The organism is Pseudarthrobacter niigatensis, assembly GCF_030812615.1.
Taxonomy (GTDB): Bacteria; Actinomycetota; Actinomycetes; order Actinomycetales; family Micrococcaceae; genus Arthrobacter; species Arthrobacter niigatensis.
This window is the reverse complement of sequence record NZ_JAUSTB010000022.1, coordinates 1-15,924: the sequence shown is the minus strand read 5'-3', so window position 1 is coordinate 15,924 and position 15,924 is coordinate 1. Positions and strand designations below refer to the sequence as shown.

Here is a 15,924-nt window from a genome sequence, read left to right as displayed (position 1 = left end):
CTGTGCTAAACCTTCCGGAGCAGCATGCGGCGGATGGAGTGGTCCGCGTCTTTGGTCAGCACCAGCTGCGCCCGGCCGCGGGTAGGCAGCACGTTCTCCTCCAGGTTGGGCTCGTTGATCCGCTTCCAGATGTCCCTGGCGGTGTTCTCTGCCTCATCGTCGGAGAGCGTGGCGTAGCGGTGGAAATAGGACTCCGGCTGCGCGAACGCGGTGCTCCGCAGCTTCCGGAACCGGTCCACGTACCACTCCTCGATATAGGAGGTCTTCGCGTCCACGTAGATGGAAAAGTCAAAGAAGTCGCTCAACGCCAGGCCCTGCCGGCCGTCATGCCGGGGGCGGGCCGGGGCCAGGACGTTCAGGCCCTCGACGATCAGCACGTCCGGGCGGCGGACCACCACTTCCTTGCCGGGCACGATGTCGTACGTGACGTGCGAATACCAGGGCGCCCGGACTTCCTCGGCACCGCCCTTGATCTCGCTCACGAAGCGCAGCAGCGCCCGCCGGTCATAGGATTCCGGGAAGCCCTTCCGGTCCAGCAGCTGCCGGCGCTTGAGCTCGGCCAGCGGGTAGAGGAAACCGTCCGTGGTGATCAACTCGACGTTGGGGGTGCCCGGCCAGCGGCGCAGCATTTCCCGCAGCACACGGGCGATGGTGGACTTGCCCACCGCGACCGAGCCGGCCACGCCGATCACGAAGGGCGTGCGCTGGGTCTGCTCGCCAAGGAAGGTGGTGGTGGCCGCGTGCAGCTGTCCGGCAGCCTCCACATACAGGTGCAGGAGCCGTGACAGCGGCAGGTAGACGTCACTGACCTCCTTGATGTCCAAGGGGTCGCCGAGCCCGCGAAGGCGCAGCACGTCCTCTTCGTTGAGGGGCTGTTCCATCTGGGCTGCGAGCCGGGACCAGGTATGGCGGTCCAGCTCCACGAACGGCGAGGCACCCTCCCCGTTCGCTTCATTGCGTTGCGAAGTCACGCTAAAGATTCTGCCCCCCGCCCGGCCCATCGCGAAATGACGCCCCTGTTCAGCGCGGCGGCACCTGTCACGGGGGCGCTGCATCGCGGTCCTCCGGTTTAGAACAAGTGCCACGCGCCCGATAGTCTTGTCCCTATGTGTGGAATCGTGGGTTACGTAGGCCGTTCCGTGGACGGTGCAGTTAATGGTCACAGTGCGTTGGATGTTGTCCTTGAGGGGCTCCGCCGCCTGGAGTACCGCGGTTATGACTCTGCCGGTGTGGCTGTGGTGTCCCAGGGCGCTATCGAGTCGCGGAAGAAGTCCGGGAAGCTGAGCAACCTGATTGGCGAGCTGGAGGCCCGGCCGTTGCCGGAGACCCTGACCGGTATTGGCCACACACGGTGGGCTACGCACGGTGGGCCGACGGACCGCAACGCGCACCCGCACCTGGCCGATGGCGGCAAGCTCGCCGTGATCCACAACGGCATCATCGAAAACTTCGCCGAGCTCAAGCTGGAGCTGCTTGAAAAGGGCGTGACGTTCCTGTCCGAGACGGACACCGAGGTCGCTGCCGCGCTGCTGGCAGACATCCTGCGGAACAAGCTGGGCGGGGACACCGCCAACGGCGGCCTGACCAAGGCGATGGAGCTCGCCTGCCAGCGCCTGGAGGGCGCCTTCACGCTGCTGGCTGTGCACGCGGACCAGCCCGACGTCGTCGTGGCCGCCCGCCGCAACTCACCGCTGGTGGTGGGCCTGGGCGAGGGGGAGAACTTCCTGGGTTCGGACGTGTCCGGGTTCATCGACTACACCCGCCGCGCGGTGGAGCTGGGCCAGGACCAGATCGTCACGATCACCGCGGACACGGTGGAAATCACCGATTTCTACGGCAACCCGGCCCAGGGCAAGGAATACCACGTGGACTGGGACCCGGCCTCCGCGGAAAAGGGCGGCTTCTCCTCGTTCATGGAGAAGGAAATCCATGACCAGCCCGACGCCGTGGCGCAGACCCTGCTGGGACGTTCGGACATCAAGGGCAAGCTGACCCTGGATGAGTTGCGGATCGACCCGGAGCTGCTGAAGCAGGTCAACAAGATCATCGTCCTGGCCTGCGGCACCGCCGCGTATGCCGGCATGGTGGCGAAGTACGCGATCGAGAACTGGTGCCGGATCCCCACCGAAGTGGAGCTGGCACACGAGTTCCGTTACCGGGACCCGATCCTGGACCAGAACACCCTGGTGGTCTCCATCTCCCAGTCCGGCGAGACCATGGACACCCTGATGGCCGTCCGGTACGCCCGCGAACAGGGCGCCAAGACCATCTCCATCTGCAACACCAACGGTTCCACCATTCCGCGTGAGTCCGACGCCGTGCTGTACACGCACGCCGGCCCGGAGATCGCGGTGGCGTCCACCAAGGCGTTCCTGGCCCAGATCACGGCCGCGTACCTGCTGGGCCTGTACCTGGCGCAGCTGCGCGGGAACATCTTCTCCGGCCAGATCAAGGACGTACTGGCGGACCTGAACAAGATCCCCGCCAAGATCCAGACCATCCTGGACAACGCCGGCCCGCTGCGTGAACTGGCCCGGTCCATGGCGCAGGAGAAGTCAGTGCTGTTCCTGGGCCGGCACGTAGGCTACCCCGTGGCCCTCGAGGGCGCGCTGAAGCTCAAGGAGATCGCGTACATCCACGCCGAAGGGTTCGCCGCCGGTGAGCTCAAGCACGGCCCCATCGCCCTGATCGATGAAGGCCAGCCCGTGTTCGTCGTGGTCCCGTCCCCGCGCGGGCGCGACTCGCTGCACTCCAAGGTGGTCTCCAACATCCAGGAAGTCCGTGCCCGCGGCGCCCGGACCCTGGTCATCGCCGAGGAAGGCGACGAGGCCGTGAAGGCCTACGCCGAGTACGTCTTCTACGTCCCCGAGACCCCCACGCTGCTGATGCCGCTGCTGACCACCGTCCCGCTGCAGATCTTCGCCGCGGAACTCGCCGCAGCCAAGGGCTACGACGTGGACCAGCCCCGCAACCTCGCCAAGAGCGTCACGGTCGAATAAACCCAATGGAACGCAGACCCCGGGCCAGAACGGCCCGGGGTTTCTGTTTGCCTAGCGGTTTTTGATGCTGCCTAGCCGGAACTGGATGATCCGTTCCGGGTCGTTCTCCGCCAACTTCAGCACCCGAACCTCAACGTCATAGCCGTCCAACTCATCGGCTGCGCTGCATGCTGTGTACATTCCGGTGACATTCGGAGGAAGGGGAGACGTTTCACAGTCCCCGTCCACTTTCCCGTCCAGCCCCGCCGCCACGGTTAGTTGGCGGATGGCGGAGGGAGCAGGGGGTTGCTGAGTCCTGTACTGGCGCCACATGCTGTCGCAAGGCACAGCGACAGGGACGCAGAAGAAGCCGCCGCTGACGTTTTCACCATCGGGTTCCCACCCGGCCAACGGATGGAGCCTGTCGGCGAGTGACACCATCCGGGCCGTTCCCAACACGTACGACGCCTGCAACACAAGAAACGGAGCAGCGATGACGGCGAGTGCGATCAGGACTCCTTTGAAAACCCTTCGCCAAGGTCTTCTCCTCCGTGGCGCCTGGGAGCCTATCGACTTGTCCATAGGGCATTATCTCCAGCAAATGGAAAAACGTTGATACCTGGGGCCGGGCGGATCTGCGTAACTTTTACGCCGGCCCGGCCCCGGAGCCCCGGGTTCCCGGCGTGCGCTCCGCAAGATCGCCCCAAAAGTCACGCGTTTCCGCTGATGGCGGACAGCCCGAATGACCGGCGCGCACCAGCCTTCCCGCTGCAGCCGCCACCGTAGAATGGCACCCATGATCGTTGGCATCGGGGTAGACGTAGTAGACATCGAGCGGTTCGGGCGGCAGTTGGAGCGGACACCGGGTCTGCGGGACCGCCTGTTCGTGCCCGCGGAACGGGAACTGAACACCCGGTCCCTGGCCGCCCGGTTCGCCGCCAAGGAAGCGGTGGCCAAGGTCCTCGGTGCGCCCGCCGGCATGAACTGGCAGGACTGCTGGATCGGCCTGGACAGCAACGGGCCCACCGTCCAGGTCAAGGGAACGGTCCTTGCGGTGGCCGAGGCCAAGGGCGTCAAGCGCTGGCACCTGTCCATCAGCCACGACGGCGGCATCGCCACGGCCACGGTCCTGGCCGAAGGCTGACCAGGCCCCCGCCGCATGATCAGCGCCTACACCGGAACGCAGGTCCGGGCCGCCGAGGAGCCACTCCTCGCCGACGGACTGGGGGACGTGCTCATGCAGCGCGCCGCGCATGGCCTGGCCAACGCCGTCGTCAATGAACTTCGTTCACGCGGCAGCCGCCTGAACGGCGCCCGCGTGGTGGTGCTGGCAGGCAAGGGCAACAACGGTGGTGACGGGCTGTTCGCCGGCGCCTTTTTGGCCGCCCGGGGAATGCGTACGACGGCGGTCCTCACCGGGGACGCGGCCCACCAGGCGGGCCTGGCCGCACTTGAGCGCGCCGGCGGCAGGGTGCAGCGGCTCACGGACGCGGGACTTCCGGATCTGGCAGAAGAAGCCGCCCGGGCCGACGTCGTGATTGATGCCGTGCTGGGAACCGGCGCCAAGGGCGGCCTGCGGGGGAGCGCCGCAGCCCTCGTCCAGGCTGTAACTGACGCGCACCGCCGCGGCTTTGTGGTGGCGTGCGACCTTCCCAGCGGCGTGGACGCGGACACCGGCGAGGCCGCCGCACCCATCCTCCCGGCCGACCTCACGGTCACGTTCGGCGGAGCGAAGAACGGCCTGCTCGCCGATCCCGGCGCGGACTACGCGGGCAGGGTGTTGGTGGTGCCCATCGGGATCGAGAAGCACCTGCCGGAGCCCTCCCTGCACCGGCTCGAGGACGCTGACATGGCGCGCCTCCTGCCCCACCCGTCCCGGCGGGCCCAGAAGTACTCCCGCGGCGTGCTGGGCGTGGTGGCGGGCTCCGAGGACTACCCCGGCGCGGCGGTGCTCGCCTGCCGCGGCGCCCTGGCCGCGGGAGTGGGCATGGTCAGGTACCTGGGGCCGCCGTCGGTGGCAGACCTGGTCCGCCAGTCGTGCCCCGAGGTTGTCTGCAGTACCGGGACCGTGGCGGGAAACCGCGTGCAGGCCTGGCTGGTGGGCTCCGGCCTGGGGCCGGGGGACCACGATCAACTGACCCGGGCACGGGATGCGATCGCGTCCGGCCTTCCGGTGGTGGCCGACGCCGGGGCGCTGCCTGCGCTCCCCGCCGTCCTGCCCCCGCACGTGGTGCTGACCCCGCACGCCGGGGAACTCGCATCGTTGTTCCAGCGGCTGGGCCACCCTGAGGACCGTGAAGCGGTGGAGGCCGGAACGCTGGCAGCCGCGCGCAGCGCGGCAGAGCGCACCGGGGCTACCGTCCTGCTCAAAGGTGCCACCACCCTCGTGGCTGCACCGCAGGGCGCCATTTTCAGCCAGGCGGACGGCACGCCCTGGCTCGCCACGGCCGGCAGCGGGGATGTGCTGGCCGGCGTCATCGGTGCGCTGCTCGCCCAGGCAGGGGACGACGCCGGGCGCTTCAGTGAGTTGGGCATCTTCGCCGACGCGCGGTGGGCCGCCATCGCAGCGCTGGGAGCTGCCCTGCACGGCCAGGCGGGGACGGCGGCGTCGGCGTCCGTGTCCGGCGGCCCGATCACCGCGGGACGTGTTGCGGAAGCCCTACCCGAAATTTGGGGTAAAGTCAGCATGCTTAGTAAATATGGAGCCTGGAAACGTAATAGTCGCAGCCAACCACTACGGTAGGCATTAGTTCGCACCAGCAGCAGGGGCGTTCCAATGCCGTCTGCTGCTGACCAAATAATGAGGAGCACGATGGAAGTCTGGCCTGGAACTGCCTACCCGCTGGGAGCTACCTTTGACGGCACCGGCACCAACTTCGCCCTGTTCAGCGAACGGGCGGAGCGGGTCGAGCTCTGCCTCCTGGCCGATGACTTGACCGAAACCAAGATCGAGCTGACCGAAGTGGACGGCTACGTGTGGCACTGCTACCTGCCCCACATCCAGCCCGGCCAGAAGTACGGCTACCGGGTGCACGGCCAGTACAACCCCGCCAGCGGTGACCGGTTCAACCCGAACAAGCTGCTCATGGACCCCTACGCCAAGGCCATCCAGGGCCAAATCGATTGGGACCCCGCGCTGTTCTCGTACGAATTCGGCGATCCTGATTCCCGCAACGACGCCGATTCCGCGCCGCACACCATGCACGGCGTGGTCATCAACCCGTTCTTCGAGTGGGACGGCGACCGCCAGCTGAAGATCCCGTACCACCAGTCGGTGATCTACGAAGCCCACGTCAAGGGCCTCACCGAACTGCACCCCGAGATCCCCGAGGAGCAGCGCGGCACCTACGCCGGCGTTTCCCACCCCGCCGTGATCGAGCACATGAAGAAGCTCGGCGTCACCGCCATCGAGCTCATGCCGGTCCACCAGTTCGTCAATGACGGCACCCTGGAAGAGAAGGGCCTCAACAACTACTGGGGCTACAACACCATCGGTTTCTTCGCCCCGCAGAACACCTACAGCTCCACGGGCGACGTGGGGCACCAGGTGCAGGAATTCAAGGCGATGGTCCGCGACCTGCACCGCGCCGGCATCGAAGTGATCCTGGACGTCGTCTACAACCACACGGCCGAAGGCAACCACCTGGGCCCCACGCTGTCCTTCAAGGGCATCGACAACCAGGCCTACTACCGGCTGGTGGACAATGACCTCAAGCACTACATGGACTACACGGGCACCGGCAACTCGCTCAACGTGCGCCACCCGCACTCCCTGCAGCTGCTCATGGATTCCCTGCGCTACTGGGTTACCGAGATGCACGTGGACGGCTTCCGCTTCGACCTCGCTTCCACCCTGGCCCGCGAGTTCTACGACGTGGACAAGCTCTCCACCTTCTTCGAACTCATCCAGCAGGACCCGGTAGTTTCCCAGGTGAAGCTCATCGCCGAGCCGTGGGACGTTGGCCCCGGCGGCTACCAGGTGGGCAATTTCCCGCCGCAGTGGACGGAATGGAACGGCAAGTACCGCGATACCGTCCGTGACTTCTGGCGAGGCGAGCCCTCCACCCTGGGCGAGTTCGCTTCCCGCCTGACCGGCTCCGCCGACCTGTACGAGAGCTCCGCCCGGCGCCCGGTGGCCTCCATCAACTTCGTCACCGCCCACGACGGCTTCACCATGCGGGACCTGGTCTCCTACAACGAGAAGCACAACGAGGCCAACGGCGAAGGCAACAACGACGGCGAATCCCACAACCGTTCCTGGAACTGCGGCGTGGAGGGGGACACCGACGACGAGAAGGTGCTGACCCTCCGTGCCCGGCAGCAGCGGAACTTCATCGCCACGCTGCTGCTCTCCCAGGGCGTGCCCATGCTGCTCCACGGCGACGAACTAGGCCGCACGCAGCAGGGCAACAACAACACGTACTGCCAGGACTCCGAGCTCAGCTGGGTGCACTGGGAAGCCATGGACCAGCCGCTGGTGGAGTTCACGGCCTTCGTGAACAAGCTCCGCCACGACCACCCCACGTTCCGCCGCAGCCGCTTCTTCGACGGCCGCCCGGTGCGCCGTGGCGAAGGCGAGAAGCTGCCGGACATTGTCTGGCTCAAGACCGATGGCACCGAAATGCTGCCGGAGGACTGGGGGAGCGGCTTCGGCAGGACCATCGGCGTGTTCTACAACGGTGACGGCATCCAGGAACAGGACGCGCGCGGCCGCAGGATCACTGATGACAGCTTCCTCATGGCCTTCAACGCCCACGATGAGGATGTGGACTTCTGCGTCCCGTCCGACGAGTACTCGCAGTACTGGGAGGTCCTGGTCGACACCGCCGCCCAGGCGGACGCCTACGAGCCGCTCAAGGCCGGGGCCACCCTGACCCTGGATGCGAAGTCCATGGTGGTCCTGCGCGCCTACTCCGGCCCCGAAGCTGAAGTGGACACTTCCGCAGCCGCGTCCCTGGCCTCCATGGCCGAGCATGAGGAAGCCCAGGAGGAAATGGTGGAGGCCCAGACCAAGGCCGCGGAGGCGAGCGAGGCAAGGGCAACGGGCACCGACGAGGACGCCAAGGCATGAGGACTCCGGTCTCCACCTACCGTTTGCAGATCCGCAGCAGCTTCACCCTCTTCGACGCCGCCGAGAAGGTCCCGTACCTCAAGGACCTCGGGGTGGACTGGGTGTACCTCTCGCCCATCCTCACCGCGGAGAAGGGCTCGGACCACGGCTACGACGTGACCGACCCCTCCGCGGTGGACCCGGACCGCGGCGGCCCGGAAGGCCTGCTGGCGCTCTCCAGCGCTGCCCGCGAGCACGGCATGGGCGTCCTGGTGGACATCGTGCCCAACCACGTGGGCGTTGCCACCCCGGTACAGAACCCGTGGTGGTGGTCCCTCCTCAAGGAAGGCCGCGAATCGCCGTACGCCGAAGCGTTCGACGTCGACTGGGACCTGGGCGGCGGAAAGGTCCGGCTGCCGATGCTCGGCTCGGACGCCGACCTGGACAAGCTCGAGGTCAAGGATGGCGAGCTCCGCTACTACGACCACCGGTTCCCGCTGGCCGAGGGCACGTACAGCGAGGGTGACTCCCCGCAGGACGTCCACAGCCGCCAGCACTACCAGCTCATGGACTGGCGCCGTGCCGATGCCGAGCTGAACTACCGGCGCTTCTTCGCGGTCACCACCCTCGCCGGCATCCGGGTGGAAGAGCCGTCCGTCTTCGAGAAGGCCCATGCAGAGGTGGGCCGCTGGTTCACCGAAGGCCTGGTGGACGGGCTCCGCGTGGACCACCCGGACGGGCTGGCCGACCCCGCCGGCTACCTCCGCTGGCTCAAGGACCTCAGCGGCGGCGCGTACGTCCTGGTGGAGAAGATCCTGGAACCGGGCGAAGTCCTGCCCCAGGACTTCGCCTGCGAAGGGACCACCGGCTACGACGCACTGGCGGACGTGGACAGGGTCTTCGTGGACCCCGCAGGGCAGCATGCCCTGGATGCACTGGACGCCTCCCTGCGGGGAACGTCCGGGCCCGCCGACTACGCCGAGATGATTCGCGGCACCAAGCGTATGATCGCCGACGGCATCCTGCGCTCCGAGGTGCTGCGCCTGGCCCGGCTGGTCCCCGAGTCCCACGGGATCACGGTGGACCAGGCAGCCGACGCCATCGCGGAGATCATCGCGTCCTTCCCGGTCTACCGGTCCTACCTGCCGGTGGGAGCCGACGTCCTCAAGGAAGCCTGCGAGTCCGCCGCGGCGCACCGGCCGGACCTGGACGTAGCGGTGGGAACCCTCCTGCCGCTGCTGCTGGACCCTGCCAACCCCATCGCCGTCCGCTTCCAGCAGACCTCCGGCATGGTCATGGCCAAGGGCGTGGAGGACACCGCGTTCTACCGCTACACCCGCCTGGGCACCCTGACCGAGGTGGGTGCCGAGCCCACTGAGTTCGCGGTGGCACCGGAGGAATTCCACCAGCGCATGCAGCGGCGCCAACAGGAACTGCCGCTGTCCATGACCACCCTGTCCACCCACGACACCAAGCGCAGCGAGGACGCCCGGGCTCGGATCTCGGTCATCGCCGAACTGCCGCAGGAGTGGGCGGAAACGCTGGAGGCGCTCCGCGGACTGGCGCCGATTCCGGACGGGCCGTACGAGAACCTGCTGTGGCAGGCGATCGTCGGCGCATGGCCTGCAAGCCGGGAGCGGCTGCAGGGCTATGCGGAAAAGGCAGCCAGGGAGGCCGGCAACTCCACCACCTGGACCGATCCCAACGAGGACTTCGAAGCGGCGGTAAAAGCCGCCGTCGACGCCGTCTTCGACGACGCCCAGGTGGCCAGGGTCGTGGGGGACTTCGTGGCCCGCATCGAGGCCTTCTCGGCCGCGAATTCGGTGTCCGCGAAGCTGGTCCAGCTCACCATGCCGGGCGTGCCGGACGTCTACCAGGGCAGCGAGTTCTGGGAGCGGTCGCTGACCGACCCGGACAACCGCCGGCCCGTGGACTTCGCCGCACGGCAGGCAGAGCTGGCAAAGCTCGACGACGGTGAGTTGCCGGACGCGGGCACGGAGGCAAGCAAGCTGCTGGTCACCTCCCGGGCCCTGCGCCTTCGCCGGGACCGGCCTGAGCTGTTCCAGGGCTACACCCCGCTCGCCGCCACCGGCCCGGCCGCAGGCCACCTGCTCGCGTTTTCCCGCGGCACCTCGGCAGCCTCGTCCGGCGCGGTGACCCTGGCTACCCGGCTGCCCGCCGGCCTCGAAGCCGCCGGTGGGTGGCGGGACACCGCCGTCGAGCTTTCCGCTGCCATGCGTGACGAACTCACCGGTACCAGCCACGGTCCGGGGCCGGTTTCGGTGTCCGAAGTGCTGGGTACCTACCCCGTGGCCCTGCTGGTACCCGTGGATGGAGAAAAGGCATGACCCTGGTCAACGCAGGACCCGAGCGCTTCGACGTGTGGGCGCCGGAGGCTGCATCGGTAGTACTGCTGGCCGACGGGCGGCAGTACCCGATGCAAAAAAAGGAGACCGCGCCCGGCTCTGAAGGCTGGTGGACCGCACCTGACGCCCCGGCCGGCGGGGACGTCGACTACGGCTACCTGCTGGACGGGGACAGCACCCCCATCCCGGATCCGCGGTCGCGCCGGCTCCCCGCCGGCGTGCACGAACAGTCCCGGACCTACGATCCCGCCGCCTTCGAGTGGCAGGATTCCGGCTGGGGCGGCAAGGACCTGCAGGGCTCCGTGATCTACGAACTCCATGTGGGCACCTTCACCCCCGAAGGAACCCTGGACGCCGCCGTGGACAAGCTGGGCTACCTGGCGGACCTCGGCATCGACTTCGTGGAACTGCTGCCGGTCAACGGATTCAACGGCACCCACAACTGGGGCTACGACGGTGTCCAGTGGTACGCCGTGCACGAGGGCTACGGTGGGCCGGCCGCCTACCAGCGTTTCGTCGACGCCGCCCACGCGGCAGGGCTCGGCGTCATCCAGGACGTGGTGTACAACCACCTGGGACCCAGCGGCAACTACCTTCCCAAGTTCGGCCCGTACCTCAAACAGGGGGACGCCAACACCTGGGGCGATTCCGTAAACCTGGACGGCCCCGGCTCGGACGTGGTGCGCGAATACATCCTGGACAACGCCGCCCTGTGGCTGCGTGACTACCACGTGGACGGCCTCCGCCTGGACGCGGTGCACGCGCTGCGGGACGAGCGGGCCGTGCACATCCTGGAGGACCTAGGGGCCCTGGGCGACGCCATTTCGGCCGAAACCGGGCTGCCCAAGACCCTCATCGCGGAATCGGACCTCAACAACCCGCGCCTGATCTACCCCCGGGACGCCAACGGGTACGGCCTGGCCGGCCAGTGGAGCGACGACTTCCACCACGCGGTGCACGTCAACGTCAGCGGCGAAACCACCGGCTATTACTCCGACTTCGACTCCCTGGCCGTGCTGGCCAAGGTGCTCAAGGACGGGTTCCTGCACGACGGCAGCTACTCCAGCTTCCGCGGCCGGCACCACGGACGCCCCATCAACGCCTCGCTGGTGCACCCGGCGGCGCTGGTGGTCTGCAACCAGAACCATGACCAGATCGGCAACCGTGCCACGGGGGACAGGCTCTCCCAGTCCGTGTCCTATGGGCAGCTGGCCGTGGCCGCGGTGCTCACGCTGACCTCGCCGTTCACGCCCATGCTGTTCATGGGCGAGGAATACGGGGCCTCCACGCCGTGGCAGTTCTTCACCTCGCACCCCGAACCTGAGCTCGGCAAGGCCACCGCGGAAGGGCGCATCAGGGAGTTCGAGCGCATGGGGTGGGATCCCGCCGTCGTGCCCGATCCCCAGGACCCGGAAACCTTCCGCCGCTCCAAGCTGGACTGGGCCGAGGCTTCCACGGGTGACCACGCGCGGCTCCTGGAGCTGTACCGGTCCCTGACGGCGCTGCGCCGATCCCATCCGGACCTGGCCGGGCTTGGCTTCGGCGGCACCGACGTTTCGTTCGACGACGACGCCCGCTGGCTGCGGTTCCGGCGCGGTCCCGTCGAGGTGCTGGTGAACTTCTCCGACGCCAAGGTCCGGCTGGACGGTTCCGGCAGCGTCCTGCTGGCTACGGACGACGTAACCGGGTTGGACGGCGGGGCACTGGCCATGGCGCCCTGGAGTGCCGCGATCATCGCAACCCAACAGGAGGGACAGAACGCATGACCTACGCAGCAGCGGACAACCGCTATGAAACCATGCCCTACCGCCGGGTGGGCCGCAGCGGGCTCAAGCTCCCGGCCATCTCCCTGGGCCTGTGGCACAACTTCGGTGACGACAAGCGCTTCGAGGAACAGCGGGACATCCTCCGCCGTGCCTTCGACCTAGGCGTCAACCACTTCGACCTCGCCAACAACTACGGCCCGCCCGCCGGATCGGCCGAAACCAACTTCGGCCGCCACCTGCGGGACGACTTCAAGCCCTACCGCGACGAACTGGTCATCTCCACCAAGGCCGGCTACTACATGTGGCCCGGCCCCTACGGCGAATGGGGTTCCCGCAAGTACCTGATCTCCAGCCTGGACCAGTCCCTGCAGCGGATGGGCCTGGACTACGTGGACATCTTCTACAGCCACCGGCCGGATCCCGAGACGCCCATGGAGGAAACCATGGGCGCGCTGGACTACGCTGTCCGGTCCGGCAAGGCCTTGTACGCGGGCATCTCCTCCTACACCCCCGAACAGACCCTCGAGGCCGCCCGCATCCTCAAGGAACTCGGTACGCCGCTCCTGATCCACCAGCCCAGCTACTCCATGCTGAACCGCTGGACCGAGGACGGCTCGCCCAACCTGTACGAGGTGCTGGAGCAGGTGGGCGCAGGATCCATCGCCTTCTCGCCCCTGGCGCAGGGGATGCTCACGGACCGCTACCTCCACGGCATCCCGGAAGACTCCCGGGCGGCGCAGCAGAAATCCCTGGACCAGGGCCTGATCACGGAGGAGAAACTGGACCGGGTCCGCGGACTGCGGAAGATCGCCGAGGGCCGCGGGCAGTCCTTGGCCCAGATGGCCATCGCCTGGATCCTGCGGGACCAGCCCAAGGGTTCACCGGTCACCTCGGCCCTGGTCGGCGCCTCAAGCGTCCGGCAGCTGGAGGACACCCTGTCCGCCATCAACAACCTCGACTTCTCCGGCGATGAACTGAACGCGATTGACGAGTTTGCCGTGGAATCCGATATCAACCTCTGGAAACAGGACGCCTAAGGCACACCTGTTTTCATTACACAGCGGGACCGGCGGAACAACGGCCGGTCCCGCTGTGTTGGGTAGTATGAAATGGCGCCGCGCGGCGCCAAGCCAGCCGGCCGCCGTCGTCCATTACTCGGAGGCCAACCAGGCCGGCTGACGTTTGTCCCCAAAGGAGTTCCGTGTCTTCACATCCCATCCGTGTTGCAATCGTTGGCGTGGGCAACTGCGCCGCCTCGCTGGTGCAGGGCGTCCACTACTACAAGGACGCCGACCCGGCCGAAACCATCCCGGGCCTGATGCACGTTGAGTTTGGCCAGTACCACGTGGGTGACGTTGAGTTTGTCGCCGCGTTCGATGTGGACGGCAAGAAGGTCGGCGTTGACCTTTCCGATGCCATCCTGGCCAGCGAGAACAACACCATCAAGATCGCCGACGTCCCTCCGACGGGCGTAACGGTCCAGCGCGGCCACACCCTGGACGGGCTGGGCAAGTACTACCTCGAGACCATCGAGCAGTCCACCGAAGAGCCCGTCGACGTGGTCCAGGCCCTGAAGGACGCCAAGGCTGACGTCATGGTCTGCTACCTCCCCGTCGGTTCCCAGCAGGCCGCCGAGTTCTATGCCCAGGCTGCGATCGACGCCGGCGTGGCCTTCGTCAACGCCCTACCCGTGTTCATTGCCGGCACCAAGGAGTGGGCTGACAAGTTCACCGCCGCTGGTGTCCCGATCGTGGGCGACGACATCAAGAGCCAGATCGGTGCCACCATCACCCACCGCGTGATGGCCAAGCTGTTCGAGGACCGGGGCGTCACCCTGGACCGGACCTACCAGCTGAACGTCGGCGGCAACATGGACTTCAAGAACATGCTGGAGCGTGACCGGCTGGAGTCCAAGAAGATCTCCAAGACCCAGGCCGTGACCTCCAACGTGGAAGCCGAGCTGGCTGCCAAGGACGTGCACATCGGCCCGTCCGACTACGTCCAGTGGCTCGATGACCGCAAGTGGGCCTTTGTGCGCCTTGAAGGCCGGAACTTCGGCGACGCCCCGGTGTCCCTGGAGTACAAGCTGGAGGTCTGGGATTCCCCCAACTCCGCCGGCGTGATCATCGATGCAATCCGTGCCGCGAAGATCGGCCTGGACCGCGGCATCGGCGGCCCGCTGCTCTCCGCCTCCAGCTACTTCATGAAGTCCCCGCCGGAGCAGTTCAACGACGACCTCGCCCGCGAGAAGGTCGAGGCCTTCATCCGCGGCGACCTGGAGCGCTAAACCGTCCTTCCCGGTGCCCGGACGCTCCCTCACCCTCACCGGGTGGGGGAGCGTCCTGCGTTAATACGCCCCACCACCTCCGGCCAGCTTTTCCGGGACGCCCCATCACCTTTTGCCGGCTTTTCCGGGACGCCCCATCACTTCCTGCGTAGTCTCCCGAAACGCGCCATCACTTCCTGCCGGCCTTTTCGGGACGCCCCATCACTTTTTGCCGGCTTTTTCGGGACGCCCCATCACTTCCCGTCCCCTGAGGAGCGTAAACACAGCGGCTGCGATTTTGGAGGCGGCGGTGGAGTTTTGTTTTCACCCGCTTCCGGCAAAACCGGCCGAGTAGGATTGGTCAATCCACGCCGTGTGAAGGTGTCGTTTGATTGCCGCCACAGCTCGTTGAAAACCGTCCGTGGCATCGTCCTTGGTGAATACCAGAACCGTCCACCCAGCTGATTCGAAGGCTTTGTCGCGCCGTCGATCACTCAATCGCTGAGCCTCAAGAAGATGGTGACCGCCGTCGTACTGGACTGCAAGGCGCCGGTGACGGTAGCCCAGGTCGGCAGTAGGGGAAGCTGCATCATTCGGTCGAAGTGCGATCTGCAGGTCAGGGTCTGGCAGGTTCGCGTCAAGCATTGCCAGCCGCAGCATCGATTCCGGTGCCGAATCAGCGCCGACGCGCATAAGCTCCAAAGCTTCCCGGGCACGCACGACCCCCTGAAGATTAGGGTGCCGGCTGACTAGAGCGCTGAGACCCTCCAATGTGTCAAAGGGCTGTGACCTGGCTTCAAACTCCGCTCGAGGGATGCGAATGATTTGGTCTCCAAGGCAGACCAGCTCAGCCAGCGACAGCCGCCGGGCCAAGTCGAGCCAGGTTCGGGAACGGGTGCTGATGCGGATACCGTCGACAGTTTCGATTTCGTCGGCACTGGCAATGACCTTATGGGCAACCACACCTTTCCGGCGCACCTGCGGCAAATGCTTCGGTTTGCTCATATGCAGTTCAGTTGAATCCGACAGCCACGCGGGAAGCAGTTGACCGTGCAAACGCGCAGCTGTGACGTGCGAAACCCACGCACCTGGCGAAACTTCGGAGAGGACCCGTGCCGCGCCTTCCAACTCGAAGCTCCAAGTCGAGGGGCGGTACAACCGCCTGCTCACGTGGACCACGTCATCCTTCCGCAGCCGCTTCGCTGACACACCGGCAGTCACCGCCGAGTCGTATGTGAACGGAGAGCTGGCCAGGGTCGACGGTAGATCAGCGCGCTTATGCATGCTGGCATTCTGGCGTAGAAGGCCAGACCCCTGCAGGAGTTATCCACAGGAACAGATCTGGATGGTTTCAAGGTGATCGGGCATTGGTGCGTTGGGGCGGGAGGTGATCGGGCGTTGGTGCGTTGGGGCGGGAGGTGATCGGGCGTTGGTGAGTTGGGGCGGGAGGTGATGGGGCGTTGGTGAGTTGGGGCGGGAGGTGATGGGGCGTTGGTGA

11 protein-coding genes are annotated in these 15,924 nt (G+C 66.6%); 8 read left to right on the top strand and 3 right to left on the bottom strand.

Features of this window, described 5'->3' with window-relative positions:
• Positions 1-5: 5 nt before the first annotated feature.
• Complete coding sequence (coaA, locus tag J2T23_RS19310; RefSeq protein ID WP_210418859.1) at positions 6-1,001, bottom strand: type I pantothenate kinase; 996 nt, start codon at positions 999-1,001, stop codon at positions 6-8.
• A gap of 105 nt (positions 1,002-1,106) precedes the next feature.
• Between coaA and glmS the strand changes: the two genes are divergently transcribed.
• Positions 1,107-2,999, top strand: coding sequence for a glutamine--fructose-6-phosphate transaminase (isomerizing) (gene glmS, locus J2T23_RS19305; RefSeq protein ID WP_307362703.1), 1,893 nt, complete (start codon positions 1,107-1,109; stop codon positions 2,997-2,999).
• Positions 3,000-3,050: 51 nt separating this feature from the next.
• Here the strand turns inward: glmS and J2T23_RS19300 are convergent, their stop codons facing one another.
• Positions 3,051-3,560 (bottom strand): hypothetical protein, encoded by a 510-nt coding sequence (locus J2T23_RS19300; RefSeq protein WP_307362700.1) that lies wholly within the window; start codon positions 3,558-3,560, stop codon positions 3,051-3,053.
• Between the two features lie 214 nt (positions 3,561-3,774).
• On the opposite strand from J2T23_RS19300, the gene J2T23_RS19295 reads away from it, so the two are divergent.
• The 7 genes from J2T23_RS19295 to J2T23_RS19265 all read left to right on the top strand — a co-directional run bounded on the left by J2T23_RS19295 (position 3,775) and on the right by J2T23_RS19265 (position 14,447).
• The gene (locus J2T23_RS19295) at positions 3,775-4,122 is read left to right on the top strand and encodes a holo-ACP synthase (protein ID WP_141159808.1); all 348 of its coding nucleotides are present in this window, start codon (positions 3,775-3,777) and stop codon (positions 4,120-4,122) included.
• Positions 4,123-4,137: 15 nt separating this feature from the next.
• Positions 4,138-5,721, top strand: a complete 1,584-nt coding sequence (locus J2T23_RS19290; RefSeq protein WP_307362698.1) for an NAD(P)H-hydrate dehydratase — start codon at positions 4,138-4,140, stop codon at positions 5,719-5,721.
• 69 nt (positions 5,722-5,790) lie between these two features.
• Positions 5,791-8,049, top strand: coding sequence for a glycogen debranching protein GlgX (gene glgX / locus J2T23_RS19285; protein ID WP_307362696.1), 2,259 nt, complete (start codon positions 5,791-5,793; stop codon positions 8,047-8,049).
• The gene (gene treY / locus J2T23_RS19280) at positions 8,046-10,376 is read left to right on the top strand and encodes a malto-oligosyltrehalose synthase (RefSeq protein ID WP_307362694.1); all 2,331 of its coding nucleotides are present in this window, start codon (positions 8,046-8,048) and stop codon (positions 10,374-10,376) included. Before glgX ends, treY begins: the two co-directional genes overlap by 4 nt.
• The gene (gene treZ, locus J2T23_RS19275; protein WP_307362692.1) at positions 10,373-12,160 is read left to right on the top strand and encodes a malto-oligosyltrehalose trehalohydrolase; all 1,788 of its coding nucleotides are present in this window, start codon (positions 10,373-10,375) and stop codon (positions 12,158-12,160) included. The genes treY and treZ overlap by 4 nt, the downstream gene beginning before the upstream one ends.
• Positions 12,157-13,197, top strand: a complete 1,041-nt coding sequence (mgrA, locus tag J2T23_RS19270) for an L-glyceraldehyde 3-phosphate reductase (protein WP_307362689.1) — start codon at positions 12,157-12,159, stop codon at positions 13,195-13,197. The genes treZ and mgrA overlap by 4 nt, the downstream gene beginning before the upstream one ends.
• 164 nt (positions 13,198-13,361) lie before the next feature.
• Complete coding sequence (locus tag J2T23_RS19265) at positions 13,362-14,447, top strand: inositol-3-phosphate synthase (RefSeq protein WP_307362687.1); 1,086 nt, start codon at positions 13,362-13,364, stop codon at positions 14,445-14,447.
• Between the two features lie 303 nt (positions 14,448-14,750).
• On the opposite strand, the gene J2T23_RS19260 is transcribed toward J2T23_RS19265, so the two are convergent.
• On the bottom strand, positions 14,751-15,710 hold the full coding sequence (locus J2T23_RS19260; RefSeq protein WP_307362685.1) for a DUF559 domain-containing protein: 960 nt from the start codon (positions 15,708-15,710) through the stop codon (positions 14,751-14,753).
• Between the last annotated feature and the right edge of the window lie 214 nt (positions 15,711-15,924).